Source organism: Butyrivibrio fibrisolvens (assembly GCF_037113525.1).
GTDB classification, from domain to species: domain Bacteria; phylum Bacillota; class Clostridia; order Lachnospirales; family Lachnospiraceae; genus Butyrivibrio; species Butyrivibrio fibrisolvens.
In genome coordinates this window covers 171,928-196,772 of sequence record NZ_CP146964.1, presented here as the reverse complement: position 1 = coordinate 196,772, position 24,845 = coordinate 171,928, and the positions used below count along the sequence as shown (strand labels likewise).

26 protein-coding genes and 1 pseudogene are annotated in these 24,845 nt (G+C 38.1%); 17 read left to right on the top strand and 10 right to left on the bottom strand.

What is annotated here, in order from left to right; translation table 11 throughout:
• Positions 1–55 precede the first annotated feature (55 nt).
• Positions 56–1,312, top strand: coding sequence for a nucleotidyltransferase family protein (locus WAA20_RS20700; protein ID WP_073386870.1), 1,257 nt, complete (start codon positions 56–58; stop codon positions 1,310–1,312).
• 33 nt (positions 1,313–1,345) lie between these two features.
• On the opposite strand, the pseudogene WAA20_RS20695 reads toward WAA20_RS20700, so the two are convergent.
• Both WAA20_RS20695 and WAA20_RS20690 read right to left on the bottom strand, forming a co-directional pair.
• A pseudogene (locus WAA20_RS20695) lies at positions 1,346–2,215 on the bottom strand (glycosyltransferase); the annotation flags it as partial.
• Positions 2,216–2,338: 123 nt separating this feature from the next.
• Positions 2,339–2,587, bottom strand: a complete 249-nt coding sequence (locus WAA20_RS20690; RefSeq protein ID WP_338802822.1) for a PqqD family peptide modification chaperone — start codon at positions 2,585–2,587, stop codon at positions 2,339–2,341.
• 214 nt (positions 2,588–2,801) lie between these two features.
• Here WAA20_RS20690 and WAA20_RS20685 point away from each other — a divergent pair, with 214 nt between their 5' ends.
• Together WAA20_RS20685 and WAA20_RS20680 are read left to right on the top strand one after the other, a co-directional pair.
• Positions 2,802–4,049: a nucleotidyltransferase family protein gene (locus tag WAA20_RS20685; RefSeq protein ID WP_338802820.1), complete on the top strand. Its 1,248-nt coding sequence runs from the start codon at positions 2,802–2,804 to the stop codon at positions 4,047–4,049.
• Between the two features lie 23 nt (positions 4,050–4,072).
• Positions 4,073–5,086: a glycosyltransferase family 2 protein gene (locus WAA20_RS20680; protein ID WP_338802819.1), complete on the top strand. Its 1,014-nt coding sequence runs from the start codon at positions 4,073–4,075 to the stop codon at positions 5,084–5,086.
• Here WAA20_RS20680 and WAA20_RS20675 read toward each other — a convergent pair.
• Together WAA20_RS20675 and WAA20_RS20670 are read right to left on the bottom strand one after the other, a co-directional pair.
• Complete coding sequence (locus WAA20_RS20675) at positions 5,058–5,867, bottom strand: HAMP domain-containing sensor histidine kinase (protein ID WP_167562695.1); 810 nt, start codon at positions 5,865–5,867, stop codon at positions 5,058–5,060. The two genes, WAA20_RS20680 and WAA20_RS20675, sit on opposite strands and share 29 nt — an antisense overlap.
• Before the next feature lie 10 nt (positions 5,868–5,877).
• Entirely contained in the window at positions 5,878–6,558 is a 681-nt protein-coding gene (locus WAA20_RS20670) for a response regulator transcription factor (RefSeq protein WP_073386877.1), read from the bottom strand.
• A 62-nt stretch (positions 6,559–6,620) separates the two neighbouring features.
• Between WAA20_RS20670 and WAA20_RS20665 the strand changes: the two genes are divergently transcribed.
• The 10 genes from WAA20_RS20665 (at position 6,621) to WAA20_RS20620 (ending at position 13,765) form a co-directional block, all read left to right on the top strand.
• Complete coding sequence (locus tag WAA20_RS20665) at positions 6,621–7,691, top strand: hypothetical protein (RefSeq protein ID WP_073386878.1); 1,071 nt, start codon at positions 6,621–6,623, stop codon at positions 7,689–7,691.
• Positions 7,692–7,730: 39 nt separating this feature from the next.
• On the top strand, positions 7,731–8,453 hold the full coding sequence (locus WAA20_RS20660; protein ID WP_338802818.1) for an ABC transporter ATP-binding protein: 723 nt from the start codon (positions 7,731–7,733) through the stop codon (positions 8,451–8,453).
• The gene (locus tag WAA20_RS20655; RefSeq protein ID WP_338802817.1) at positions 8,437–9,429 is read left to right on the top strand and encodes an ABC transporter ATP-binding protein; all 993 of its coding nucleotides are present in this window, start codon (positions 8,437–8,439) and stop codon (positions 9,427–9,429) included. The genes WAA20_RS20660 and WAA20_RS20655 overlap by 17 nt, the downstream gene beginning before the upstream one ends.
• A complete protein-coding gene (locus WAA20_RS20650) occupies positions 9,422–10,312 on the top strand; it encodes a hypothetical protein (protein ID WP_073386880.1) in 891 nt (296 codons plus the stop codon). Before WAA20_RS20655 ends, WAA20_RS20650 begins: the two co-directional genes overlap by 8 nt.
• 143 nt (positions 10,313–10,455) lie before the next feature.
• Positions 10,456–10,629: a hypothetical protein gene (locus WAA20_RS20645; RefSeq protein ID WP_167562696.1), complete on the top strand. Its 174-nt coding sequence runs from the start codon at positions 10,456–10,458 to the stop codon at positions 10,627–10,629.
• An 82-nt stretch (positions 10,630–10,711) separates the two neighbouring features.
• Positions 10,712–10,981, top strand: a complete 270-nt coding sequence (locus WAA20_RS20640; RefSeq protein ID WP_073386881.1) for a PqqD family protein — start codon at positions 10,712–10,714, stop codon at positions 10,979–10,981.
• On the top strand, positions 10,978–11,445 hold the full coding sequence (locus WAA20_RS20635; protein ID WP_073386882.1) for a S24/S26 family peptidase: 468 nt from the start codon (positions 10,978–10,980) through the stop codon (positions 11,443–11,445). Before WAA20_RS20640 ends, WAA20_RS20635 begins: the two co-directional genes overlap by 4 nt.
• Before the next feature lie 220 nt (positions 11,446–11,665).
• Positions 11,666–12,127, top strand: coding sequence for a PssD/Cps14F family polysaccharide biosynthesis glycosyltransferase (gene pssD, locus WAA20_RS20630; RefSeq protein ID WP_073386883.1), 462 nt, complete (start codon positions 11,666–11,668; stop codon positions 12,125–12,127).
• A complete protein-coding gene (gene pssE / locus WAA20_RS20625) occupies positions 12,124–12,696 on the top strand; it encodes a PssE/Cps14G family polysaccharide biosynthesis glycosyltransferase (RefSeq protein WP_073386884.1) in 573 nt (190 codons plus the stop codon). The genes pssD and pssE overlap by 4 nt, the downstream gene beginning before the upstream one ends.
• A 142-nt stretch (positions 12,697–12,838) precedes the next feature.
• On the top strand, positions 12,839–13,765 hold the full coding sequence (locus WAA20_RS20620) for an RluA family pseudouridine synthase (RefSeq protein ID WP_073386885.1): 927 nt from the start codon (positions 12,839–12,841) through the stop codon (positions 13,763–13,765).
• Positions 13,766–13,857: 92 nt separating this feature from the next.
• On the opposite strand, the gene WAA20_RS20615 is transcribed toward WAA20_RS20620, so the two are convergent.
• The 4 genes from WAA20_RS20615 to WAA20_RS20600 all read right to left on the bottom strand — a co-directional run bounded on the left by WAA20_RS20615 (position 13,858) and on the right by WAA20_RS20600 (position 16,696).
• Positions 13,858–14,382 carry a hypothetical protein gene (locus WAA20_RS20615; RefSeq protein WP_073386886.1) on the bottom strand — a complete coding sequence of 175 codons (525 nt, stop codon included), beginning with the start codon at positions 14,380–14,382 and terminating at the stop codon, positions 13,858–13,860.
• 107 nt (positions 14,383–14,489) lie between these two features.
• A complete protein-coding gene (locus WAA20_RS20610; RefSeq protein WP_338802814.1) occupies positions 14,490–15,203 on the bottom strand; it encodes a DUF1295 domain-containing protein in 714 nt (237 codons plus the stop codon).
• 82 nt (positions 15,204–15,285) lie between these two features.
• Positions 15,286–16,134: an NAD(P)H-binding protein gene (locus WAA20_RS20605; RefSeq protein WP_073386889.1), complete on the bottom strand. Its 849-nt coding sequence runs from the start codon at positions 16,132–16,134 to the stop codon at positions 15,286–15,288.
• Positions 16,135–16,153: 19 nt separating this feature from the next.
• Positions 16,154–16,696, bottom strand: a complete 543-nt coding sequence (locus WAA20_RS20600; RefSeq protein ID WP_073386890.1) for a TetR/AcrR family transcriptional regulator — start codon at positions 16,694–16,696, stop codon at positions 16,154–16,156.
• A gap of 155 nt (positions 16,697–16,851) precedes the next feature.
• Here WAA20_RS20600 and WAA20_RS20595 point away from each other — a divergent pair, with 155 nt between their 5' ends.
• On the top strand, positions 16,852–17,334 hold the full coding sequence (locus tag WAA20_RS20595) for a helix-turn-helix transcriptional regulator (protein ID WP_073386892.1): 483 nt from the start codon (positions 16,852–16,854) through the stop codon (positions 17,332–17,334).
• An 80-nt stretch (positions 17,335–17,414) separates the two neighbouring features.
• Here the strand turns inward: WAA20_RS20595 and WAA20_RS20590 are convergent, their stop codons facing one another.
• On the bottom strand, positions 17,415–20,627 hold the full coding sequence (locus WAA20_RS20590; protein WP_338802811.1) for a fructose-specific PTS transporter subunit EIIC: 3,213 nt from the start codon (positions 20,625–20,627) through the stop codon (positions 17,415–17,417).
• A 309-nt stretch (positions 20,628–20,936) separates the two neighbouring features.
• Here WAA20_RS20590 and WAA20_RS20585 point away from each other — a divergent pair, with 309 nt between their 5' ends.
• The 3 genes from WAA20_RS20585 to WAA20_RS20575 all read left to right on the top strand — a co-directional run bounded on the left by WAA20_RS20585 (position 20,937) and on the right by WAA20_RS20575 (position 24,059).
• The gene (locus WAA20_RS20585; protein ID WP_073386894.1) at positions 20,937–21,317 is read left to right on the top strand and encodes a hypothetical protein; all 381 of its coding nucleotides are present in this window, start codon (positions 20,937–20,939) and stop codon (positions 21,315–21,317) included.
• A 97-nt stretch (positions 21,318–21,414) separates the two neighbouring features.
• Positions 21,415–21,939 carry an NUDIX hydrolase gene (locus WAA20_RS20580; protein ID WP_073386896.1) on the top strand — a complete coding sequence of 175 codons (525 nt, stop codon included), beginning with the start codon at positions 21,415–21,417 and terminating at the stop codon, positions 21,937–21,939.
• A 74-nt stretch (positions 21,940–22,013) separates the two neighbouring features.
• Positions 22,014–24,059, top strand: a complete 2,046-nt coding sequence (locus WAA20_RS20575; protein ID WP_073386897.1) for a UvrD-helicase domain-containing protein — start codon at positions 22,014–22,016, stop codon at positions 24,057–24,059.
• On the opposite strand, the gene WAA20_RS20570 is transcribed toward WAA20_RS20575, so the two are convergent.
• Positions 24,051–24,653 carry a hypothetical protein gene (locus WAA20_RS20570; protein ID WP_073386899.1) on the bottom strand — a complete coding sequence of 201 codons (603 nt, stop codon included), beginning with the start codon at positions 24,651–24,653 and terminating at the stop codon, positions 24,051–24,053. The two genes, WAA20_RS20575 and WAA20_RS20570, sit on opposite strands and share 9 nt — an antisense overlap.
• Positions 24,654–24,845 lie beyond the last annotated feature (192 nt).

Below are 24,845 nucleotides of genomic sequence, written 5' to 3'. Positions count from 1 at the left end.
TTTTAAGTAAAGAAAACATACATAATTGTAAGAATTGTATTTTGGGGTGCTATTTATGAGAACTACAACTATCGATAAGCTTTTTATGCTGTGCAGATCCCACATATATGGAAATGATATACCTGAAAGTGGAAGTTACGAAGAAGATCTGGATTATAACAATCTTAAAAGAATGATTGGGGATAACTCCTTATCTGCGTTTTTGTACAAACCTATAAAGGAGTACAACGATCACAATAAATGTATATCAGAAGAAGTAATAGCTGATTATGGCGCATTTGTCCGTACTATAATGTTCAGGGAACTGACCAAAAATCATGGGATTAAGACTATCTGCAAGGAAGCTGAAAAAAGGGGAATCAGGCTAACATTTTTCAAAGGTTTATTACTGGCTGATCTGTATCCTCAATATGCAGAAAGAACCAGTGCCGATAGCGATATCCTTGTAAGTGAAGCGCAAAAGGAAGAAGCCGAAAAAATATTGACAGATTGCGGATATGTAAAAAATGAAGAGCATTCCAAGATTCACGTTCAGGTATATGTTAATGAGGCATTAAACCATGTCGTAGAACTTCATACAAGGCTCTGGGAGGACTATACTGGACCAAGAATAGATATTCTTAATAAGATGGAGCTTAGCAGCCCTCAGACGGATATAAGGACTACTGCATGCGGAATAGAAGTTAATACACTTGGCTATGAAAAGCACCTTGTATACCAATTGTTCCATATTATAAAACATTTCAGTCTTGAAGGTATCGGAATAAGATATCTGATAGATACAACTCTTTTCGTGAACAGATATTGTAATGATATAGATTTTGACCTTTTTTGGAAACATATCGAATCACTTGGATATACAAAGTTTGTAGAAGCTTTTTTCCAAATTTGTATAAAAGAGCTTAAAATGACAGACAAGGTTTTTGAAAATCATGCTTATACACTGGATCATAGCGTAGAAGATCTTAAACTGGACCTTCTTAAAGTTGGAATAACCAAGGACAAGGTTGCTGGATGGCAGATCATGGGCGCAATGGAAGCCTATTTTACTGGCGAAGCAAAGGCACCTAAAACGGGCCTTAAAAGAAAGCTCTCAATGGTATTTCCATCACTTGATGCTTTACCAAAAACATATATATATGCAAGAAAATATCCAGTACTTCTTCCGTTTGCATGGATACACAGAGCTATTAAGTACCTGATTAGAAGAAAAGACCATAAAGAAGATTTCTACAGTATCGGAGAGAAGATAGATGTTGGTGAAAGAAGGATTCACATTATGGATGAGCTTGGACTGTTAAAAAATGATTAAAAAATAGCAGCTACGATCAAAGATCGATAGCTGCTATTTTTTTAGTATTGGTAGTAGAAAACCTGCAAGAGAATATGTTAACGGATTCATGGCTTTCATAAATCTTGCATTTTTTCCATTATATTCCTTAAGATACCGTCCATTCTTCCAATCAGGGAACGTACTTACCAGCTTATCCCAATTGGCCTTTATTGCCTTTTTTCTGTCTGAAGGATCTTTGATCCTGGACATTCGTGACAAGGAGCTGCAAAGAAGAATTCTCGTGTACAGGAATTCAAGAGCATCCCTATATTCTTCCATAAATCCCTTTTCTTCATAGAATGCGTAGATATCGTCAAGAATATCAAATATCTGCATAGTCTTCAGAGTTTGATAATTGTTTATAGAAGAGCCTCTTTGTACGTAATGGACAAAGGGTTCTTCAACATATTCAATCCTGCCAAGAAAAGGAACTATCTTGCAATAGAAGTTAACGTCCTCGTAAATAAGCCCTTTTGGGAACCTGACGCCAGTCTCCAAAAGCCATGAAGTTTTGTAAATTTTGTTCCAAACAACGGATCTGCCATTCATGATAAGTTCGCTCTTATCATGAATTTGCCTGCCTATCTCGGTATCCTCGTAATTGTCAAAAGTGTGATGAAGATTACATTCTACAATATCTGCAGAACTTGCTACAGCGCGATTGTACATTACTTCGTACATTGTAGGATCAACGTAATCATCTGAATCGACAAATCCAACATATTCACCATGTATGTATGGGAATGCATAATTTCTGGCATCAGAAAGCCCACCGTTTTCTTTGGATAAAACAACAATACTTGAAAATTTTTCTGAATATCTTTCAAGTATCTTCAGTGAGCCGTCTATAGAGCCATCATTAACTGCCAGAATCTCAATTTCCTTAAGCGTCTGTCATGTTAAGGAATCGAGACATTTTTCGAGATAGTCTTCAACGTTGTAGATAGGAACTATTATGCTGACCTTTACTCGGGTATTCTCCATAATAGAATCATCCTGTCCGGTTTAAGTTAAAGAAATAAAATTAGCCTCCTCAAGCTGTGAAAGAAACTGTTCTGTGCCGCTAAGACATGTCTCTTCATCTACTTCATAAATACCAAGAAGAGTCTTTACAAGCTCTCCCACAGTGGTCTCTTTCTGGATGTTGTCCCAGATATCAACTGCTGTGCCTCTGAGAAGGAAGTATTTGCCACTTTCAAAATCAATCATGACCTTATCCCCGGCCATATCTGTGACATCAATTTTTTTGATCAAATTAATTTTTGTTTCTTTGTTCATCATTAACCCCGTTTTTTAAAACTAATTTTTCATACCAGTTGTTTTTTCTGACGAAACAATATTATATTATAGTGAAAGAAATATCAAGTTTATTTTATTGTAAAAGAATAAAAAATACTGCACAGAGGCGACAGAAAACGTTTTTCTGTCAGTGGTGTACTGATATGAAGGGTAGTATTGGGGAGTTAAGATGGAAAAAGACAAATTATTACTGGTTGAACAGTTCATCAGGCTGCAGAAATATGCAGTAGATGGCATCAGACCAGAAATATCTTACGATAAATGTGACTGGGGGACTCTTATAGCTCTTGGATGGCTAAATAAGTGCGGCGTACTACTCAATAATGCAGTAAATAAAGATCCTGCTTTTTTCAAAGTTGAAGAGAGCCTTATGGATAAGTGGAACAAAGCAGCCAAAAAAGAGTTTTTTGATTCTTACAATAAATTCTCGGAGTTTAAGAATGTTATCTCCTGTTTTCAGGAAGAAGGCATCAAGGCAATTGTCTTAAAAGGATACGTGCTTGCGGCGTTATATCCTGACTTTTTCTTAAGATACAGCAGGGATCTCGATCTTAAGCTATCCCCGGAAGATAAGGACAAAGTACATGAAATCCTGACAGGGAGGCTTGGATTTAGCTATAACGAAGCTGACAGCAAGAATAACGTTAAGCTTTATTCCCATAATGGCCTCAAGATTGAAGCACATTACACATTATGGGAAGATTATCATGGAGAAAATATAGATATCCTCATAAAAGAAAAGCTGGATGATGCAGATACACTTATACAGGCCCCGATAACAGACGATGTAACGGTCTGGACACTTGGGCCTACAGAGCATCTCATATTGCAGATGTTTCACATAATCAAGCATTACATTGTTGAAGGCATAGAGAGCAGATACTTCATCGATATAGCCTTGTTTGTTAATCGCTATAAAGATGATATAGACTTTCAAAGATTCTACAGAGTATTTGAAGAAATGGGCTTTGAAAAGTTCTGCACAGTATATTTTACCAAGTGCATAGAATATTTTGGAATGGATGAAAGCGTTCTTCCAAAGGTCGACAGGGTATATCCTGAAGATGAGAAGGCTTTTTTATATGACATAGTATTTGTTGGAAAAAAAGATCTTTCTGACAGATCCAGTTACAGCCTTTTGGGAATACTGTCCCCATATGTTAATGGCAAAAAAGAAACAGGAGAAAAAAANGAACACAGGATATTGCAAGCCTTATTTCCATCTGCCAAAGACATTGATGATAAATATTCCTATTGCAAAAAGTATCATTTTCTGTTACCAATAGCATGGATACACAGAGCTTTTAGGACCATATACTTTAAGCTTACAAAAGGAAATAAAGTTTACGGCGTCAAGGATAAGATTGCCGGATCCCAGTACAGGATCAAGATGATGAAGAATTCAAAGATTCTTTAATATATTCAAGGAAGTTTATAAAAGTGAATCTGGTTACAGTAATCGTACCTGCATATAATTCAGGCAGGACTATAGAAAGATGCATAAAGTCTTTGTTAGAACAGACTTATAAAGAAAAGGAAATAATCATAGTAGATGACGGGTCATCAGATAACACCCCTGTTATCTGCAAAAGATATGAGGGAATACCCGGCTTCAAATATTTTAAGTCTGTCCATGGAGGCGTTTCAAAAGTTAGAAATCTGGGGCTTGAAAAGGCAACAGGAAAATATGTCATGTTTGTTGATGCAGATGACTACGCTAAAGATACATTTTTAGAAAAAATGGTAGACGCCCTGGAAGGCGGGGACTGCGATATGTGTATCTGTAATTATCTTCGTGTTGTATATAACGATTGCTATCCTATAAAGAGCCTTCAAAAAAGAGGAATTGTTACCAGAAACAAGTATCTTATAGATACGCTTAGAGATCCCGGACATCACTATTTTGGTGTCATTTGGAATAAAATATTTAAAACTGAGATTATACGTAATAACAGTATCAGGTTTAGAAATGATATAACACTTGGAGAAGACTTTGTTTTTACGCTGGATTATCTCAGATATGCAAGTAAAGTCAACGTAATAGATGATAAGCTGATCTACTACTGCTATCAGAGCGTTAATACTCTTTCAAGAGTTCAGGAAAAAANGATCTCCGATTGCGAAAAAGAAATGGCAAATCGAAATCTGATCTATGAAACTTATGTTGACGTAATGAAGCGTGTAGGCTTGTTTGAAAAATATAAGAAAAAGATAAACAGATACTGGATCGTTTTTTATCTAAGACAAAAGTATGACCTTATGGCTAAGTATAAATGGAGCCTGGAAGATAAAAAACTTTGGATGAAAGAGATCCTGAGTAACGATAATGTTAAAAACTCGCTGAGATTATTCAAAAAGTCTGAAATCACAATGCAGTATGCATACTACATTGTGACTCAGACCACCAAAAACGTGATAAAAGCAGTTATAAAGACTGCAAAAGGGGTAGTGTGATGGCAAATGTAGTGCCATGATCGCTGCCTGTTTTTGATCTGCAGGTAATTTCTCCTGAATGAATCTCTACGATCTTCTTGCAAATGGAAAGGCCAAGGCCAGCCCCAGATTTGCCGGAAGGAGTTCTTGAGACATCTCCTGTAAATGTTCTATCGAAAATCTTATCAATATTAGACGCATCGATTCCTTTGCCGTTGTCAGTGACAGATATGATCACATGTGTATTAGAGTCATCGACTTTTGCACCGAGCGTTATCTTTCCGTCTTCTCCAAGATATCTAAGAGCGTTATCAAAGAGATTGTTCAAGACTCTGTCAAAATAGTTAGGGTCTATCTCAACAACATGTTCGAAGTTCATAGGTACATCAAGAACAAGATCCACATCATTAAATTTTGAATCCGCCTGGTTTGTAAAGAAAAAATCTTCCAGATAATTACCGCAGGGAAGAGGAACCGGCTTTACTATTGCATTATTTGTAGACAACTTGGATAGAAGAAATATTTCATCTATCATATATTCAAGCGATGCGGCCTTTTTGTCTATAAGCTTATACAGATCTTCGCGTTCTTCTATGCCAATATCAGGAGTTTCCTCAAGATATTCAATTGCACTACGGATAGCAGCAATTGGTGAACGCAGATCATGGGAGATGTTTGAAAAAAACTCTCTTTGCTTTTTATTGATATCTCCAAGCTTAAGATTGGATTCATATAATCCTTTAGAAAGTTCCTCTACCGCCAGAGATGGTGCATCATATTTTTTCTTTGAGTTATCGTTCATTTTGCACTTCCTATCTTGGAATAATGAATTTGTAGCCTTTTCCATATGCTGTCTCTATGCAGTTCATAAGTCCGCCATAGCTCTCCAGCTTTTTTCTTAGACGACTTGCAACAACCATTATAGTTCTTCGATCGCTTTCCTGATAAATGCCCCAGATTTTTTTGCCAATTGTCTCAAAAGGAATAACGACTCCGGGATTCTGGGTAAGGAGCAAAAGAAGCTCAAATTCGCGGTTAGCAAGTATGATCTCATCGTCGCCATTATAGAAGACCTTGCGGTCTAAAAGCTTGATTTGAAGGGGCGGATATGTTATTGTATTAGCTGCTTTTGTAATGTTTTTCTTTTTGATCTGAAGCCCTATTCTGGCGGATAGTTCCTTTAAGCTATAGGGCTTTACCATATAGTCATCAGCGCCGGACATAAGCCCTTCAACACGATTGTCTTCTGAAGCCAGCCCGGAGAGGAGAATAATTGGGGCATCTGTATATTTTTTGATGACATTAATGGCACTAAGGCCATCTGTTCCGGGCATCATAATATCAAGAACGATGCAATCCGGATGAATCTGTTTAAGCGCAGATATGGCATCATCAGCCGTCTGAAAGGTATGGACTTTATATCCTTCATCTGTAAGATGATTTCTGTTGATCTCTAAAATATCCCTATCATCGTCAATAATCATTAAAACCATAGTGTACCTCACTGCATAATGGGCTTTTGGTTAAATTATATACTATCCATTGGAGGAATTGAATGGAATTATCGGGGGAAAAATTGAATAAGGCTGCTGACTATGCAGAAGCAAGTTTCAGACTTATGTGGAAGCTGTTTTCTGAAAACGGCAGGGGACGCGCTCTTACAGGGATGGAGGATGCATCTGAGGGTATCAGAACTATTGTAAGAGATACATATCTGGTTGATTCATGTCCCATATATGAGTTGGAGATTCCACTTTCAGGCGAACCCTACGCGGATTTTACTGTTGGATATTATGCTCAGGAGTTACCAGAACAGATAAATATTGTGGGGAACCACTTAAAGCCAAAAGAAGAACTCATTAAGCATTATCAGGAAATGCTTGTAAGAGATGGTGACTGTAATGAGGTCTGCTTTGAATTTGATGTTTCAGTGGGAGAAACAAAGTTGCCGGCGTATGGCTTTGTACCATATGATACGGATGATCATACTGTTTCCACGAACCAAAAAAGAATAAAGGATTTTTGTATTGCCATCCATCAGGAAGATAGAATAGATGTGGCTATAAAAGCTTATGACAAGGCTCCCGGCAATTGGAAGCCATTATATCAGGGAGTTTCTGATGTCAGAGAAGATGCGCCAATGAGGATCGCATGGCTTCTTGACCATGATTGTAAAAAGATCTATCAAAATGACCCTGAAAGATTAAAAAAGGATTTAATAGACGTAAGGGGAAATATAGAAGAAGAGTCTATAATAGATCAGATGCGTGAAGTTCTTAGCGGGGACGGAGCAGTTGAGCTCCAGATGGATCTGTTTAAAGACGGAAGCTTCTCACCATTCATTGGAATGTGCGTGCAGACTTACTCTTTTTCCAAAGAAGATCCGCAAAAGAGCTTTGAGGACTATATAAAACTCGGACAAAAGTGGGGAATTGCAGACAATAGATGCAAATATCTATCTCTTGAAAAAGAATCTGTGACTATTCCATATTACGATGAAAAAAAGGGAATGATCCACAAAAGAATAAATCTGGGCCTGTTTGTTTTAAAGTTCAAGTGGTCTAATAAAGGGGTAATGCCGCTCAAAGCGTATTATTACTTGAAGAGCAGTATTACAAAATGGTAGGAGATAACAATTTCGTTAGGTTTTGAAAGAGGTTAAGAAATGGGGAAATTAAAACAGTATTACAAAAAGTTCAAGAAAGAAAAAGACAGGGGAAGAGACTATTTTAAATGGCTTTTTATCTACACAAAGCCATATATCGGACGAGTAGTTGCCATTATGGCAGCTAGTATTATATTGACTTATGTCGGTATAGAATACTCGATCATATCTCAGAAGATCATAGATATGGCTGGTGATGGAAAAATCACTAAAATATCGATTGCTATTTTTGTGGCGACTATCCTTATAATGCTTATTGGACAGATTGTTGCAGATCTTTTAGCAGCAATGCTGTATGAAAAGTATACATTTGGTATATGTAAACAGATATACGATAAGATCATAAGATCTGTATGGCTTGGTACACAGAAATTTCATACGGGCGATATGATGACCAGAATGACATCGGATGCAGCTAACATTGCTAATGGAATGGTTAGGGTCATCCCTAATATTATTGTCTTTATGATAGAACTTGTACTTGTGTTTTTCACTTTATATAAAAACTCCAGATTTCTTGCGGTTTCAGCATTGTTTCTTACACCTATAGGAATGGTTCTTGCATATATTTTGGGAAGAAGACTTAAGAGATATCAGGTTAAAGTGCAGGAATCTGAGACAGCATACAGGTCATTTATACAGGAAAGCCTAGCTAATATACTTGTCGTTAAGGCTTTTTCCAGTGAGGACAGATTTTCGGAAGACCTTGCAGAACTTNCGTAGCAACAGATTTCACTGGGTTTGGAAGAAAAGTAAACTGGCTGCCGGCTCGAATATGGTCATGGGTGGAACATTCCAGCTGGGATACATGTTTGCCTTTATTTATGCTGCAGATCAGATTTCGAAGAACCAGATAACTTTTGGAACCATGACATTATTTCTGACATTGTTTGGAAGAATTCAGGCTCCAATTGTTTCTATTATGCGTGAACTTCCGGGAATTGTTTCTATCTTCGCATCTGCAGGAAGAGTAATGGATATTCAGGAAATTCCAATGGAATATAAGTTGGAAGACAGAAATCTCAAGGAATCAATGGGGGTATCTGTTAAGGATCTTTCATTTGCTTATGACAAAGACTATATTTTTACAGATGTAAACTTTGATATAAAGCCGGGAGATTTTGTTGGTATTGTTGGTGAATCAGGAATAGGTAAGACCACGCTTATAAGACTCCTTATGAATTTCATAAATCCTTCATCTGGCGAAATATGCTATTACGATACTTTTGGAAACAAGATGCAGCTTAGCGCCACAGTAAGAGAGTTTGTATCATACGTTCCACAGGGTAATACTCTTTTTTCCGGAACCATCAGGAAGAATATCCAGATAGGAAAACCAGATGCTACAGACGACGAGATTTGGGAAGCACTTGATATGGCAATATGCAGAGAGTTTGTTGAAAAGCTTCCCAAAGGCCTTGATACAGTTATTGGGGAAAAAGGCGTAGGCCTTTCGGAGGGACAGGCACAAAGGCTTGGTCTTGCAAGAGCACTTATAAGAAAATCTAATTTCGTTGTTTTGGATGAAGCGACATCCGCCCTTGATGAAAACACGGAAAGTCAGCTTCTCAAAAGCCTTTCTGAGCTTACACCAAGGCCTACATGCATACTGATAACACATAGAAAGAGTGTCCTTGATTATTGCAATAGAGAATTCGTTTTAGAAGACGGGAATGTTAAGGTGAAAGATATTGGTTAAATTAAAAATAGCTGATTTCGTTATTGATTTTCATGGCAGATCTGAGTATCTGCATGAAAGGTTCTCGGACTTTATATACGATGGAAATCGTAAAACTGACATGACGATCAGAGTGATCGAATATAATCCTATATTTGCCAGATATTTATTTGATAAAGGAACTTCCATTGGCGATTTCTCATTTTATCGCGATAAGGATAAAATGCAGATGTTTTATCCCGGTAAGCATCACCTTGGGGTAAGGCTGATGAAAAGTAATGATAAATTCCGTACGACGAATATATACTTATGCGATAAAACGTATGGATCACTTGCCCGGAAGATTGGTAAAGAGCAATATCTGTCTATGATGAGGAACGTGGTATTTAGAGCTTTTCAGCAGATATTTTATAACAGAATCCTTTTTGAAGATGCAATGTCTATCCACTCAGCTTCTGTGATCTATAACAATAAGGCTGTGGTCTTTTCTGCATCATCAGGCACAGGAAAGAGTACCCAGGCAGGCCTTTGGGAAAAAGAGCTTGGATGCAAAGTCCTTGACGGAGATGTTACTGTGTGCCGCGAAAGAGACGGGAAATTGTATGTATACGGTCTTCCGTGGTGCGGGTCATCAGGTAAATATATAAACACAGAAGTAGAACTTGGTGCTATCGTCTTTTTAAAACAGGCTAAAGAAAATACCGTTCGGGTACCTGATATACGTGAGAAGATAAGCTATGTATTTTCTTCAACTTTTTCTGAATCGCTTTGTGAAGAAATGGCACAGAAGGTGGCAAGTGTAACACAGACTATCGTTGAGAAAGCAAGTATTTATGAGCTTTCCTGCAATATGGATCCGGAAGCAGCATATGTACTAAAAAATGCTGTATTTGGAGATATGTAATTTGGGCAATATTATAGATAAAAAACAGTTTGAGGTAATTATCTTACAAATATGATAGAATGCTGTTCTTTCCTTGATTGTAGCATGGTTTGTTGCTATGATAGTTACCGTTCTAAATAACTCGGAAAGGGGAGAGAGTGAGTATGAAGAAGGCTTATGTAAAACCTGAGCTTAAAGCTTCCATGAATGGTACACTTGAAGGTGTATATGCTTGTCCTGATTATAATACAGGCAGTAACAAAGAGCAGTATTGCTATGATCCATGCTGGAACCCATGCTATAATCCATGTCAGCCTAGCTATGGCCGTATATGGTAATCACTTTTTAAACTGATTATTAGGACACATATGGTGGCAGGAAACTGTCACCATATGTCATATCAAAAGAAAAGGAGTTCTTATGAAACTTAATACTGAATTTTCAGTATGCGAAGTATCGGGGCAGCCATTTCTAGTGCCTACCGGTTCAAAGCTTATGGATGTAAATAAGATGATGGATCTTAACGATACAGCACTATTTATAATAAATGCATTAAAAGAAAAAGATCAGACTTTTGACGAGCTCTTAGTAGCCATAATGGATGAGTACGATATAGATATGCAGACTGCATCTAAAGATCTTGGAGAGTTTATAGAAAACGCTAAAAGCGCCGGAGTAATCTTGTCATGATGGAGCAACCGGGGAATCGTGATGAGATGATCCATACAGATGCATGGATGCCTATATATCTTGAAGGCCTTAAAGAAGGTAAAAAAGTCAAACTGACACCGTTTGGTTTTAGTATGTATCCAATCCTTGTCGGAGGAAGAGATAGTCTTATTCTTAATAAGATTGACAGGAAGCTTAAAAGAGGAGATATATGCCTTTATAGGAGAGATACAGGCATATACGTAACACATTCTGTACATCATGTTGATAAAACGGGGATTTATCTTCTTGGTGAAAGTCAGACAGGTATAGAAGGACCTCTTAGTATGGATCATATGCTAGCTTATGCTGAAGGATTTATCAGAAAAGGGAAACTCTACTCGTGTTCAAATTCTTTATACAGATTTTTTCACGAGATTTGGATGATCTTAAGACCTGTAAGGCCAGTGCTTATAAAAGCATATAGAAAAGTCATGAAATACTGATGTAATCTGAAATTGAAAAAAGACTCATATTATTGAACAAAAAAATAACTCAAGCTATAGTATATTATTTGTATAATTCACAAACACGGAAACGCAGCAAAAAAATCAAAAAATATGATAGTTTTTATGATAGTACATTTGCTATGATTTACCGGTATTAATTATACGCTACTTGGGGAAATTATTCGTTCGTTAATGGGTTGAAAAGGGGAGAGATGATATGAGGAAGTTATTGTTGGTAGCATCTTCAGGTGGTCACATGGAGGAGTTGACCAGACTCAAAAGCATTACAGAGAGATATGATTGCTGTTGGGTAACCGAGAAGAATAATTTTCAGAAATATGGTAAAGTCGAGGAAATTCAGTACTATGTTCCTCAGATGAATAGAAGAGAGGTTCTTTTTCTCTTTAAATTTATTCTCTTATTTTTCCAGGCTGTTTATATATTGATCAAGGAAAAACCGGAAGTTGTTATTTCCACAGGCGCTTTGATATCATATCCATTCTGCCGACTTGCCAAGATGATGGGTAAGAAGGTTATTTTCATTGAATCTTTTGCCAGAGTCAATGAATTATCCCTTACTGGTAAGTTACTGTACAAGCATGTTAACACATTCATTGTGCAATGGTCAGAGATAGCACAGAAGTATGATAAAGCGATTGTGGGGGGCGGTATATTTTGATTTTTGTTACAGTCGGAACTCAGAAGTTCCAAATGAACAGGCTCATGAAGCAGATTGAGATGCTTGCAGCCATGATGCCGGAAGAAGAATTCGTAATACAATATGGTCATTGCACATATATTCCGAAAAACTGTAAGACATTTATGTTTATGGATCGTCCTCAGTTTGAAGATTGTATCAATAGGTGTAGATTACTGATCTCTCATGGTGGAGTCGGTACTATAATGGCTGGTCTTAGAAAGAATAAGCCGGTTATAGTTGTTCCAAGGCTTCGTAAGTATGGCGAACATGTAGATGACCATCAGATAGAAGCAGCGCATGCTCTTAAGCATAACAAATGCCTACTCATATGTATGAATTTGGAATACATGAAATTCATGATAGACAATATCGATAGTTATGAATTCCGACCATATATTGAGCCAGAAAGAAAGGTTGAAGATATAGTCATTCATTGTATCGAAGATAATTCTTCATATTCTGAGAAGCATGCGTTCCATAAATTTTCAGGATTATTTGGTAAGAATGAAAAGGTTGTAAAAAAATCTGTTTCATCACATAATGTATAGGATAATTTAATATTAGACAGTATATTTAATGTATGCAATAATTTCATTAAATATACTGTTTTTTAATGACTAAAATAGAAATATAGTATTTTCAAATCAAACACTACTCCAATTAAAAAGAACAGAGAACAGGTAACTAAAATTGTCAGTAAGAAACCTTGATTACAAAATAAAAAAGGAAGATGAGGGAAAGCTGGTCAAAGAACTACTTAAAGACCAGCTTCATTTATCGCGCCGTGAAATAAGCCATGCCAAAGCTTTTGAAGATGGAATACTAATTGATGGTAAGCACGTCAACGTTCTTTATAAGGTTTCTGTGGGAGAATTATTGCATGTATCTATTCATGAGAACACTGAAGCATCAGCTCAGATAGTCCCTATGGAAGGCGAACTAAACATCGTTTATGAAGATGAAGACATAATCGTAGTAAATAAACCGGCTGGAATAATAGTTCATCCTCTTAAGAACCACTTTACCAGCACTCTTTCCAATCATATCGCCTGGCACTTTAAGCAAAATGGGGAAAATCATGTGATCAGACCTGTTGGAAGACTTGATCGAGAGACTTCAGGTCTTATAGTCTTTGGAAAAAACAGATACTCAGCCAACAGCCTGAACGATCAGAGCCTAAACGGAATCAAGGTTAAAGAATATCTGGCTTTATGTAGTGGAGTATTCGAGAACCCCAAGGGAATAGTTGACAGCCCTATAGGCCTTGCTCCCGGAGTCAAAATGGTAAGATCAATAAGAGAAGACGGAGATCCTTCTATTACTCATTATGAAGTAGTGGAGCAGAAGATAAAAAGTGGAACAAATGATGGATTTGCTCTTGTTAGACTCCGTCTTGAAACAGGAAGAACACATCAGATAAGGATTCATATGAAATCAATAGGCCATGCCCTTCTGGGCGATGGCCTATATGGAAGTGACCTTCCTGACTGGTATGGAATGGAAAGAGTTGCCCTCCATTCATCTCATATGGAAATCCTTCACCCTGTCACAGGCAAGAGACTATCATTTGATGCAGAACTTCCGAAGGATATGGCGGAAACATTGTCAAAATATTAGAATATGTAGAAACTACATCCTGTAATTGGTAAATAGAAGTTCAGCCATGAACTCCTATACATGTACAAATTATATCCCGCAATTTATGACCATTACCTGCATGTAATGATAACCCCAACCAAGAACATAGCCTGTGCAAAACAGTTAGTAAGCTGCTCGATCCAGTTATTCCTGACATCTGTCTTATCATGCTTTTTGAAGAATATAGTCATAGCTGTCAGTCCTAAAATTCCCAATACAAAAAATATAATAGAAGGAAAAGAAAAAACCGAAGATAAAACGTTTGCCCAGTTAATCGAAGATCCACGGATAATAACAGAAAGGATCATCAATAAGAAACCAATAGGCATAAGGACAATAAAAAGCGGTCTGTTCAAAAAGTGTACATCCTTATGAATGGCTGCAATAAGAAGTTTCCACAATACCTTACAAATGCCACCCAAGATGGTCAGGGCAGCACCGATCGTAAATATTAAATTATTAAATATTAAGCCGATGACAACGCATGTAGCTGCGAACAAAATGACAGGCATAGCATCAACCATAGCGAGCGTTATTGTAAAACTCTTATATTCATCCCCTATAGCCACGCTATTTGAAGTAGTATTATTATTCATATTATATTAACCTTATAATAATCATATTGAAATAGAGATACAGGAAGTATCCACTAATATAGAAGTAGATAGATTAATTTCTATTTAAAAAACAGGCAAAGCCTGAATCAGTCTTCCACTTTCGATAAATGATACAAAGGAATAAATGCAAAGAGAATAGGAGTATTATTTGCATATTCCCAGTATTCATCCTTGCTTCCGTAATTCTTATTCTGCTTGATCTCAAGCCTCTTAGCGCTATCAACCATAACATACAGGATCAGAATATATCCAACAAAAGAAAAGATAAACTGAAGGATATTTGCATAAGCAGTAATACCTTCAACAAATACACCTGTCCAGAAAAGGATCTCACCAAGATAGTTAGGACATCTTACAACGCTGTAAAGTCCTTTGGTTGCAACCATATCTGAGCGAACTTTCTTCTGATTGCTCTTCTGAATATCTGCAAGAGTCTCTATAACGATTCCCAAAGCAGAAATTGCACATCCCGCATAGATAAAGGTATTATCATTTACCATATTATCAAGCCTGAAGAAAAGAGGAGACGTCTGAAGCACATACAAAAGAGCCATACCTCCCCACATTAAAACTTTTATAGGAAAAGATAAAGTCGTTGTGCCTGTTGAGGCATCTGCAAGAACCTTTTTATATGCACCGTTTTTGAGCTCTCTGTACATAAGAAATCCTGCCAGACGGAAACCATATACGATCATTAAAACAGAACCCAGAACAATACCCATAGTAGAGTAGTCATTAAAACCAAAGACTAAAAGAGCAACTCCGATAGCTGCAACTGCAAGACCATATCCTACAGACATAAAATATACAAACTTATAAAATCCAACACTACAGAAAATTAAAGCTACAATAAATAAAACAAGTAATCCCTGAAAGTTCATTTTAGTTAAAAGACTCCTTTATAAATTTTGAAAAACTCTGCTTGTCATATTTGACCTCACCGACAAGGTCTCCGGTAAGAGTAAATTTGCTGAATTTGATGATGTCTGCCTTTCCTGTCTTTTTTATAGTATTGATAAAGATAAGGATATCAAACAAAAATGCAGGAGCTCTTTTGATAACACATGGTTTTCCAGCACTCTCGAAGCACATCTGAGCAATCTCATCGTAGTTATAGGTTTCAGTTCCCCCGATAGAAATAGTCTTATTCTTTTCGTCAAGGTGATCAACAATATAATCAGCAAAATCCTCAGTCGCTATAACATTTGCAACACCGGGCTTGCCTGAAAGAAGATTTATTGCCCCTTTATCTACCATGGGCTTAAGTACGTGCACTATGTCATAGAAATAACCTGTTGGCCTATAGATAATGTATTCAAGACCGCTTTCTTTGAGCGCTTTTTCAAATTTAGCCTTGGCATCAAGAAGAGGAATCTCCGGATGCTCATCAGCATGAATAACAGAAATATATACGAATTTAGGTACGCCCGCCTTCTTAGCTTCCTCAAGAATATTGAGGTTACCGTTTAAGTCGATATCGTAACTTGTAACTTCTTTAGAAGCCTTGGTAAGACCTACAGTGGAGATGACAATATCAGCGCCATCGAGGAGGCCTGAAAGCATATCCTTTTTGGTAACATCGCATGCCTTGAATGTGACAGTGCCATTTCCGCTAAAAGCAATAGGACGCTCGTTAAAATCAAGCGCGACAATATCGTGTCCTTTAGATTCAAGTGCCTTAAGAATATCTCCGCCAAGATGTCCGTATGCACCCGCAAGTACTATTTTCATGAAAAATCTCCTTTACCCTTTATGAAAGCGCAGCTTTAAGCACGCTCATATTTATATTTTTATTGGAAAAGCACAGAAGAATGTTCTCAGAAATAAAAGCATCTGCGCCCTCCTGACCAAATTTTACATATATCCTGTCTTTTTCCTTAGGGAGCCTTATAAGAAGATAAGACACCAGAATAGAGACTTCGCCCGAAAGCTTTTGATGATATTCTGCATAAGAGTGCGAAAACTGCTTGGATACAGCAGTTGCACGCCATACATTACGATTGCCCACTATGAATTGTGATATGCCCTCATATATGATATCCAACCCTGAAAAAAGATCTGTAACACCATCAAGCGATTTGTAGATATCATCCTTGGACCTTGACCACCTGTGAAGGATAAGGTCAGCAATAAGCGCATCCTTGGTAGGGTAGTAGTTATAGATTGTCCCAACCGCTATACCACAAGCCTTGGCAACGCCCCTGATACTGATCTTTTCAGGCCCGTCCTGAACCAGCATTTTCTCAGCCTGCATTATTATCTGCTCCTGAAGATGCATGATGATCTTTGGCATATATAATCTCCTTATTTTATGAATAAAAGCAATATCGTTTTAAATGAACATGTTCATAATAACACCCCTATTATTGTTTGTAAACCATGAAAAGTATGCTATTATTATGTGTGATTACAAATCACTATGAAATTATTTAGTTGGGAGAAGAGACTATGGGTAAGAAATCAGTAAGACCAAACAAGAACCTTTATATGACCAGTAGAGAGTCACTTGATCTTACAAGAGAGGATGCTGCTGAACTTACAGGCATATCAGCAGATCGTCTTGAGAAAATTGAGAATGAGAAATCACTGCCACATCCGGATGAAGTTCTGATGATGGCTAAATATTATAAAAATCCATCTATAAACAATTACTTTTGTTCACATGAATGCCCTATTGGACAGCAGTATGTTCCTGCAATTCCTAAAAAAGAGCTGTCACAGATCGTACTTGAGATGCTTGCATCACTCAACAACATGAATCGTGAGAAGGAGCGTCTTATTGAGATCACAGCAGATGGCAAGATCGGAGATGATGAGCTTGAAGATTTCCACAATATCCAGGCGCAGCTTTCCAAGATTTCAGCATCTGTAGAATCCCTTCGCCTCTGGGTTGAAGAGATGATCGCCAAGGGGAATATCAACAAGGTGTAATCAGACAGATCAGGCTATTTATCAAGACTCATAAAGAATATGTTAATTAGATAATAGAAATATAAGTCAAAAGCTGGCAGTTACTGCCAGCTTTTTATATCGTAATCCCCGATATTTTCAGAAGTAATAAGATAAGTATCTATCGTATAAGTCTTCTCTACATTTTCCCCATCAAGTATGCTATACATTATTTCCACCGCCTTTCTGGCAATGGATACAGGAGACTGGGCCCCGGTTCCTTTGACAGGCGAATCATCCTTGGCAAGTTCCTGTTTAATGGAAGGCGAGCCATCTACGCCGTATATAATGCAATCTGTGTATCCGAGCTCATTAACAGCCTTCAAAGCCCCAAGTGCAGTAGGATCATTTTCTGCAAAGATAGCAGTTATCTCGCTGTTAAGGCCAAGAAGCTTTTTGGTAGCCTCATAGGACCTTGTTTCATCTCCGCCGCAGTCATACATTGAGTAAATATCAAATCCCGTACCTTCGATAGAGTCGATAAAACCCTCAACCCTGTCTTTGGCGGATCTTGTAGCAGGAGAGTCAAGTATAATGATAGACCCTCCATCAGGAACACGTTTTACCAGATCCTCACCAACGACCTTACCCGNATTGTAATTATCAGATCCAATATAACTGTCTATGTAGGAGGCATCTTCTACCTGGGCATCAAAACATACAACTGGTATAGACGCTTCATTTATTTTTTTAAGAGGAGTTATGACCTTTTCAGAATCTACAGGATTCAGGAAAACTCCGTCATACTTACGATAAGCCATATCTTCAAGTTGGGTTTGCTGCTTTGAGATATCATTTTGACCATCGAACACAACAAGTGTATCGCCTCTGCTTTCAACAAGTTCAGTTATTTCTTCCAATATCACTTCAAAATAAGGATTGCTCCCATCCATACAGGTATAGGCAAAGGTATAGTGGCCCGGTTCTTCTTGTATATTATTAGTATTGTTATCAGTTCTGGCGCACCCGGTAAACATAACAAGAGATATTATAAGCATAAGGATTCCGGGAAGCTTCAATCTGTTTTTGACCTTCATATCCTTAACCTTCTTCATATAACCAAGAATAATGGCAGTTACAAGGCTACCTATCATGATCGCAATGAAATACAAAACAGGTTTTCCCGCTATGAGGAAAACGAAAATGCCGCCATGCGGAGCCATCAGCGTACAACCAAAAACTTCAGATAAAAGAGCCGAAACCCCTGAACCGATCATGCAGGAGATCATTACATTTATCACATCAGCAAGTAAATATGAAATAGCCCCCTCTGTTATAAAGGCAAGCCCCATAAGGAATGTGATACCGCTTCTTCTTCGCTCAGGCTTAGTAAATCTGTTTGGGAAAAGAAAAGTCGAAAGTGCTATACCACAAGGAGGAGTCATGCCTGCAGCCATAATAAAGGCCATGACATCGTATTCTTTATTGTTAAGAGCTTTGGTTCCAAAATAATATGCAGCCTTGTTAACAGGTCCACCCATATCGCAGCCCATCATAGAACCGGCTATTATGCTAAGAGGAAGCTTTCCTAAATGTGAGAAGGCTTCAAGCATTTCTGTAAGTGTAGAATTACATATATTGGACAAAGGACTGATGATGTAATACATCATAAGGTTTATCAAAAGTAGACTAAGTACAGGATAGATAATAAGAGAAGAAATAGTGTTGAAGTGATCCGGAAGCTCTTTTACAAAGTTCTTCATGAGCTTAACACTATATCCTGCAGCTATTCCCGCAAAAAAAGCACCAATGAATCCTACACCACCCGAATAAGCCATGTAACCACCCATAAAGCCGGCAACAAAGGCTTCATAACCGCCAAGATACATAGCCAGAAATGCAGAGAAAACCGTGAACATGAAATTAAAAGTAAGATCTCCAAGAGACTTAAATGAAGCAGCGAAATCAGTTATAGTACCAAAGCTGCTAAGCTCATTAACATCAAGAGTACTGATATCAATACTTGCTGCATCAGTCAGAAAAGCAATAGCTATAAGAACACCGCCGCCAAGGGCAAAAGGAATCATGTGATTAACACCATCTATGATACCGCTAAGTATCTGCTGGGAAATCTTTGCATCCTCATGTGCCAGGGAAGTATCTTCATAATGCAGATCATAGAATCTGTCTTTATTAGCGTCGTCGGCTTTGTCTGACTCAGCTATAGATTCTTCGTTTATCAGCTTATTAACGTTATCAATCGCAGTGCAAGTGTCAGTAGAAGAATCTGCCAAAGAGGCAATACTGCCTGATTCAGGAATAGCATCTGTTTTTTTATCAGACAGATCATCATAAATAGATAGCCTTCCTCTGCCATTATTCTTGGAAACATACAGGGCTTCGTCAGCTCTCTCCATATTTACGTTTATTTTAGTGCCGTCCAGAACTTTAGCGACACCTATACTAAGAGAAATAGTAAATCCCTTTATGATCTCTGCTTTTCTGACATCTTCCATCAGATTGCTAAGTACATTATCTGCCAGCTTGACCGGGTCATCGTTTTCTGACGCAATAATACCGATAAACTCATCACCGCCCCATCTTCCCGCTATCATGTCGGAATTCTCAAGCTTTTTTAACCTGTGTCCAATATATTTGAGAGCAGCATCACCTGATGCATGACCGCTTGTATCATTGATTCCCTTGAATTTATCAACATCGATCATGAATATGGCAGCATTCTTAAGTTTGCCTTTAGTATTCAATCTTTCATAACGTTCTATGAAAGATTTTCTGTTGGAAATGCCTGTAAGTTCGTCAATTGTAGCCATCCTGACGATCTGATTTCTATAGGACTGGACAAAAGAGGTTACGATCAGAATGATAACTATGAAAACGTTGATAAGAAGTATATTTAGGGAAACAGATACAGTATTATTATCAATGATGGTAACTTCATTAGGGATAGCAGAAACAGTGACAGAATAACCGGTATTTCCTATCTTCAGAGTTTCAGAAATAGCATCTGACGAGTTAATGGCACCGCGAACGAATAAGTACGTGATATTACCGTTTTTATCAAAAACAGTGGCATCCATATCATAATAGTTCACGAAATCCGTCAGAATGAGATCCCACTTTTCAAAATCCTGTATCTCAAGATCGTGCTCCAAAGAAAACGCGCTTGAAGATACATATTTTTGCGCAGCTTTATTAGACTCATTACCATACATAAGGGTGGTGATGATAATGCAGGCTGAGAATGCTATGACTAATATAAGATCTAATATGATAACTCTGGATAGATCACTTTTGTTGGAATTATCTGAGCCCATCTATTTCTCCACAAGTTATATATTTTGTCACTTTGTTCCTGAGAACAGGTAAGTCATATGTATAAAAAAATGCGCTTCATTCAGAATAATATATCGGCTGATCATTGGATTTAATTCAGCTTAATAGCAATGAAATACATGCAGGAAGTTGGAGTGGATCTTTTTACAGTTTTAGAGGGTGCCTGGATTATTGATTTAGTCGAACCATGCGAGAAAAAGTGATAGAATATAAAAAGGAAAAGAGATGGGAGATTAGTGCCAAATTCACATTGATCGTGAAAAAAGTGCTAATAAGCAAGGAGGAGAAGCATGGACAAGAATCAGGTTATCGAAATCCTTAATTCTAAGGGGTATAGCGCACATGATACTAATGGAATACTCTATATAGATCTGGAAGATATAGGTGCTTCTTCCATAAATAAAATGCGCACGTTACTTTCGCAGCTTCACTATTACAACTCATGGGGCATCAAGAAGATTCAGGCAGGAGTCCTTGCTGCAACTAATAGAACTCTTGATCTTACAGATGAATTCGATTATTCAGCTGATCATGAAAAAGAATCAGCTGGTCACGAAAATGATTTAATTAATCTGGAAAAAGAAACCTCCTCAAATAGCGAAGATGATGATATGATGTTTGATGAAAATTCACCATTTGAACAAGTATCTCTTTTTGATATGATGAATTGAATTCATTTCCTCTTTTTATAATTCAAAAATGCAGAAGTATATTTGGGGTATCAAAAAATAACATATGATATAAATGCGATATTAGAAACGGACAAGAATGTACAAAGTAATAGATTCAGAAATAACATCAATAGGACGATTTAAGATTCATATGGACCACCTTGAGAGAAATGGCAAAGTTGGTCCATATTCTTATGTTGAAATGAAAGCAGGAGTGCATGTACTCCCAATAATAGACGGGGACAAGGTATGCGTTCTAAAACAGTATCGCTATCCCTTTAAAGACTGGGATCTGGAGTTCCCGGGAGGCGCGATTGATGAAAATGATACGCCGGAAGAATCCGCCAGACGCGAACTATATGAAGAGACCGGGTACATTGCAGACGAGCTTATATCATTAGGATATATATATCCATCTCCGGGATATTCTGACGAAGTCGTTCATCTTTTTGCCGCCCGTTGCCATACGAAGGAAGATCGAAATCTGGAGCCACTTGAAGTAATAGAGCAAAAGCTCTTTTCACTTGAAGAAGTCGAGCTGATGATGGATAGAGGCGACTTTAAGTTCGCAGGTGCGATCATTGCCTGGAACAGATATATGAAATTGAACCATTCTAAATAATGGTTATCAATATGGGCCTAAGTTCCGATTATATTAAGAGGAGCTAAGGCCTTTTAGTAAGAAAAGAGGTTAATTTGGAAGAAAATATCTTTAAACTAGAACAGGAACATTTAACAACTACATACGAAAAGCTTCTTAAGATGAACAACGAGCTTGAAGAAGACATAAGAAGCCTTGATAATCAGGCAACAGAAGAAAAAAATGACATCAGAGACAATATAAGACTCGACTTTGCTGATGATGAGACCAAGGCGGAAACTTATGGCGAGCTTGAAGTATGGAACAGATATATTGATACTTACAACGTTCAGAGCGAAGCACTCAGGAACAAAAAGACCCGAATAGAGTCTTTATTAAAGGCTCCCTATTTTGCAAAGATACAGCTTCAGTTCGACCCGTCAGAAGAGCCTGAAAGCTACTATATCGGTAACGTTGAAATGTCAGAAAATGGAGCTACACCGATAGTAGTTGACTGGAGAAGCCCGATCGCAGAAGTTTACTATAATCAGGAGAACGGACATACCTTCTATGAAGTTAACGGTAACAGAATTGACGTTGATCTTCAGCTAAGACGCCAGTTTGATCTTGATAAAGATAAGCTCAATTCATATTTTGACACGCAGATTGCAATTGAAGACCCGCTCCTTTTAAGATCGCTTTCAAGGCAGCGTTCAGACAAGATGCAGTCTATCAGCGCAACCATTCAGAAAGAGCAGAACGCAGTAATAAGACATCCCGATGTACCTGCGCTCCTTGTATCAGGAATCGCTGGATCAGGTAAGACATCAGTTCTACTTCAGAGAATCGCATACCTTTTCTATAAACAAAGAGAGAATCTTCGCCCGGATCAGGTATATATGATCACCTTAAACCCTGTTTTCCGTGAGTATATCGATAGTGTACTTCCTGACCTTGGCGAGTCTAATCCAAATACACTCACATGGCAGGAATTCATGGATTCCTGCAGTATCCCTATGGCAGACAAGAATCCTGCAGCAACTGACGGAAGGGACCTTGAAGCAATCGACGACATGCTCTCACTCCTCATACCTGACGACGGTGATTTCCTTCCTGTATACCAAAAGGATGAACTGATATTATCAGCCAAAGAGGTCCAGTCTGTTGTAGAGAAGTTCGCGCAGACCATCCCTATGGGAGTAAGACTCGTTCAGGTTGCAGCTACAGAGCTTGAAACAAGAGCCAGAAGAGTATTTAAAAACAGGAAAAGAGACAATCACGAGAAGCAGCCCGGAGAAGAAAAGGCTGCAGAGAATCAGCTTGAAAACGATTATGGCGGAGCATTAAAGACTATCAGAAACTGCGGATGGCTTAATTATGATGCCATTTCCAAACGCCTCATAGGTCACAGCCCTTCTGCAATAGAGTGGTTCTACCTTAAAATGTCCCTTACAGGCATGTGTGACCGTAACGCACGTTATTGTATGGTCGATGAAGTGCAGAACTATACTAAGGCTCAGATGATGATCCTGAAAAAATTCTTCCCAAGAGCTAAATTCATGCTGCTTGGCGATGAGTTCCAGGCAATACGCCCAGGTACAGTTACTTTTAACGAACTCAAAGATCTTTTCTCAACTGATAAGAAGAGCACAGATACTATATCCCTTCTTACAAGCTACAGATCATCTCCTGAGATAACTAGTCTGTTCACATCACTACTTCCTGAGGAGATCAGAGTTGAGACCCAGAGCGTTCAAAGAGAAGGCACAGAACCTGTGATCAAGGCCTGCACTAATGAGGAGTATATTAAAGTCCTCAAAGAAACCATTAAAGAGAGTACTAACGAAGAAGGCCTCTGCGCACTGGTTTGTCAGAACAAGAAGAGCCTTAACTATGTAAGAGAGGTTCTGGGAAAAGAAGCTCCTGAAGTCATCACAGGTGATAAGAAGCTTCCAAAAGAAGGCGCTATATTGATCGAGCTTGCCCATGCCGCAGGCCTTGAATTTGACAGCGTAATAATTCCGGATGCAGATTCATCCAGATATCCTGACGACAAACTCTCCAGACACCGCTTATATACAGCCATGTCCAGAGCAACCAGCCGCATAAGCGTATTGTCTGAAGGAAATATGACACCGCTTTTGACACCTACCTCATTTTGATGAGTACCATTTTTCAAAGCCGGTTTCCAGCATCATAAATTTATTCAGAGCATCAGGACTCTTGTCATTATCAAACGCTTCATCCGGAGCGAATCTTACATAAAAATACATGCTTTCTACAGGCTTATTGTTATTAACACAGTAGTTCTGGAGTTTTGATGCCCATGCACCAAAGGTAAGATCATTCCATTTATCAGCGCCATTAGACATGATAATAAGATCTCCGTGACCGGTGGAGAAGCTAAGTTTGCACCAGTTTAATTCGCGACCTACGATCTCCTTGCAGTATTCGCGTACAAGCATAAAAGACTGGCTTATCAGATCCTTCATATCATTTGGAAGAAGAGAAGGGCGCTTTTGGCTGTCAACAACCGGCACTTTAACACAGATGCAAAACATACGTGCAGTTAGCTGATCTACCTTGGGAGCAGCACTGGGTTTTGGCTTACCCATATTGGCAAGCTGGTTTTCAGCATCCTGAAGGCAGGTCCTGAAAGCAGTCCACATATCTGAATTTATAGGATCGCTAATGGCCTGATATACAGCGTGCGCTATCATTTCTTCCAATTGTTTCTTGATCTGGTCTGTAGTCATATTAACCTCATAACCTTATGCCGCAAGTGACTAATGGTTTGAACTGGTAGAGCGAGTAATTAATTATTTGGGAGATACATTAATATCGGACTAATAATTATATTTTTTTAGCAAACTCTGTGATGATATTCTTGATCATATTTATCATTAAGTAATATTTAATACATTTATCATGACATAGAATTACGGTAG

Excerpts from the sequence above, each read along its gene's own strand:
- WAA20_RS20700 (WP_073386870.1), top strand. The coding sequence starts at position 56 with ATGAGAACTACAACTATCGATAAGCTTTTTATGCTGTGCAGATCCCAC.
- WAA20_RS20675 (WP_167562695.1), bottom strand. The coding sequence starts at position 5,867 with ATGAACGATAACTCAAAGAAAAAATATGATGCACCATCTCTGGCGGTA.
- WAA20_RS20670 (WP_073386877.1), bottom strand. The coding sequence starts at position 6,558 with ATGGTTTTAATGATTATTGACGATGATAGGGATATTTTAGAGATCAAC.
- WAA20_RS20665 (WP_073386878.1), top strand. The coding sequence starts at position 6,621 with ATGGAATTATCGGGGGAAAAATTGAATAAGGCTGCTGACTATGCAGAA.
- WAA20_RS20645 (WP_167562696.1), top strand. The coding sequence starts at position 10,456 with ATGAAGAAGGCTTATGTAAAACCTGAGCTTAAAGCTTCCATGAATGGT.
- WAA20_RS20640 (WP_073386881.1), top strand. The coding sequence starts at position 10,712 with ATGAAACTTAATACTGAATTTTCAGTATGCGAAGTATCGGGGCAGCCA.
- WAA20_RS20635 (WP_073386882.1), top strand. The coding sequence starts at position 10,978 with ATGATGGAGCAACCGGGGAATCGTGATGAGATGATCCATACAGATGCA.
- pssD (WP_073386883.1), top strand. The coding sequence starts at position 11,666 with ATGAGGAAGTTATTGTTGGTAGCATCTTCAGGTGGTCACATGGAGGAG.
- WAA20_RS20615 (WP_073386886.1), bottom strand. The coding sequence starts at position 14,382 with ATGAATAATAATACTACTTCAAATAGCGTGGCTATAGGGGATGAATAT.
- WAA20_RS20610 (WP_338802814.1), bottom strand. The coding sequence starts at position 15,203 with ATGTCTGTAGGATATGGTCTTGCAGTTGCAGCTATCGGAGTTGCTCTT.
- WAA20_RS20605 (WP_073386889.1), bottom strand. The coding sequence starts at position 16,134 with ATGAAAATAGTACTTGCGGGTGCATACGGACATCTTGGCGGAGATATT.
- WAA20_RS20600 (WP_073386890.1), bottom strand. The coding sequence starts at position 16,696 with ATGCCAAAGATCATCATGCATCTTCAGGAGCAGATAATAATGCAGGCT.
- WAA20_RS20595 (WP_073386892.1), top strand. The coding sequence starts at position 16,852 with ATGGGTAAGAAATCAGTAAGACCAAACAAGAACCTTTATATGACCAGT.
- WAA20_RS20585 (WP_073386894.1), top strand. The coding sequence starts at position 20,937 with ATGGACAAGAATCAGGTTATCGAAATCCTTAATTCTAAGGGGTATAGC.
- WAA20_RS20580 (WP_073386896.1), top strand. The coding sequence starts at position 21,415 with ATGTACAAAGTAATAGATTCAGAAATAACATCAATAGGACGATTTAAG.
- WAA20_RS20570 (WP_073386899.1), bottom strand. The coding sequence starts at position 24,653 with ATGACTACAGACCAGATCAAGAAACAATTGGAAGAAATGATAGCGCAC.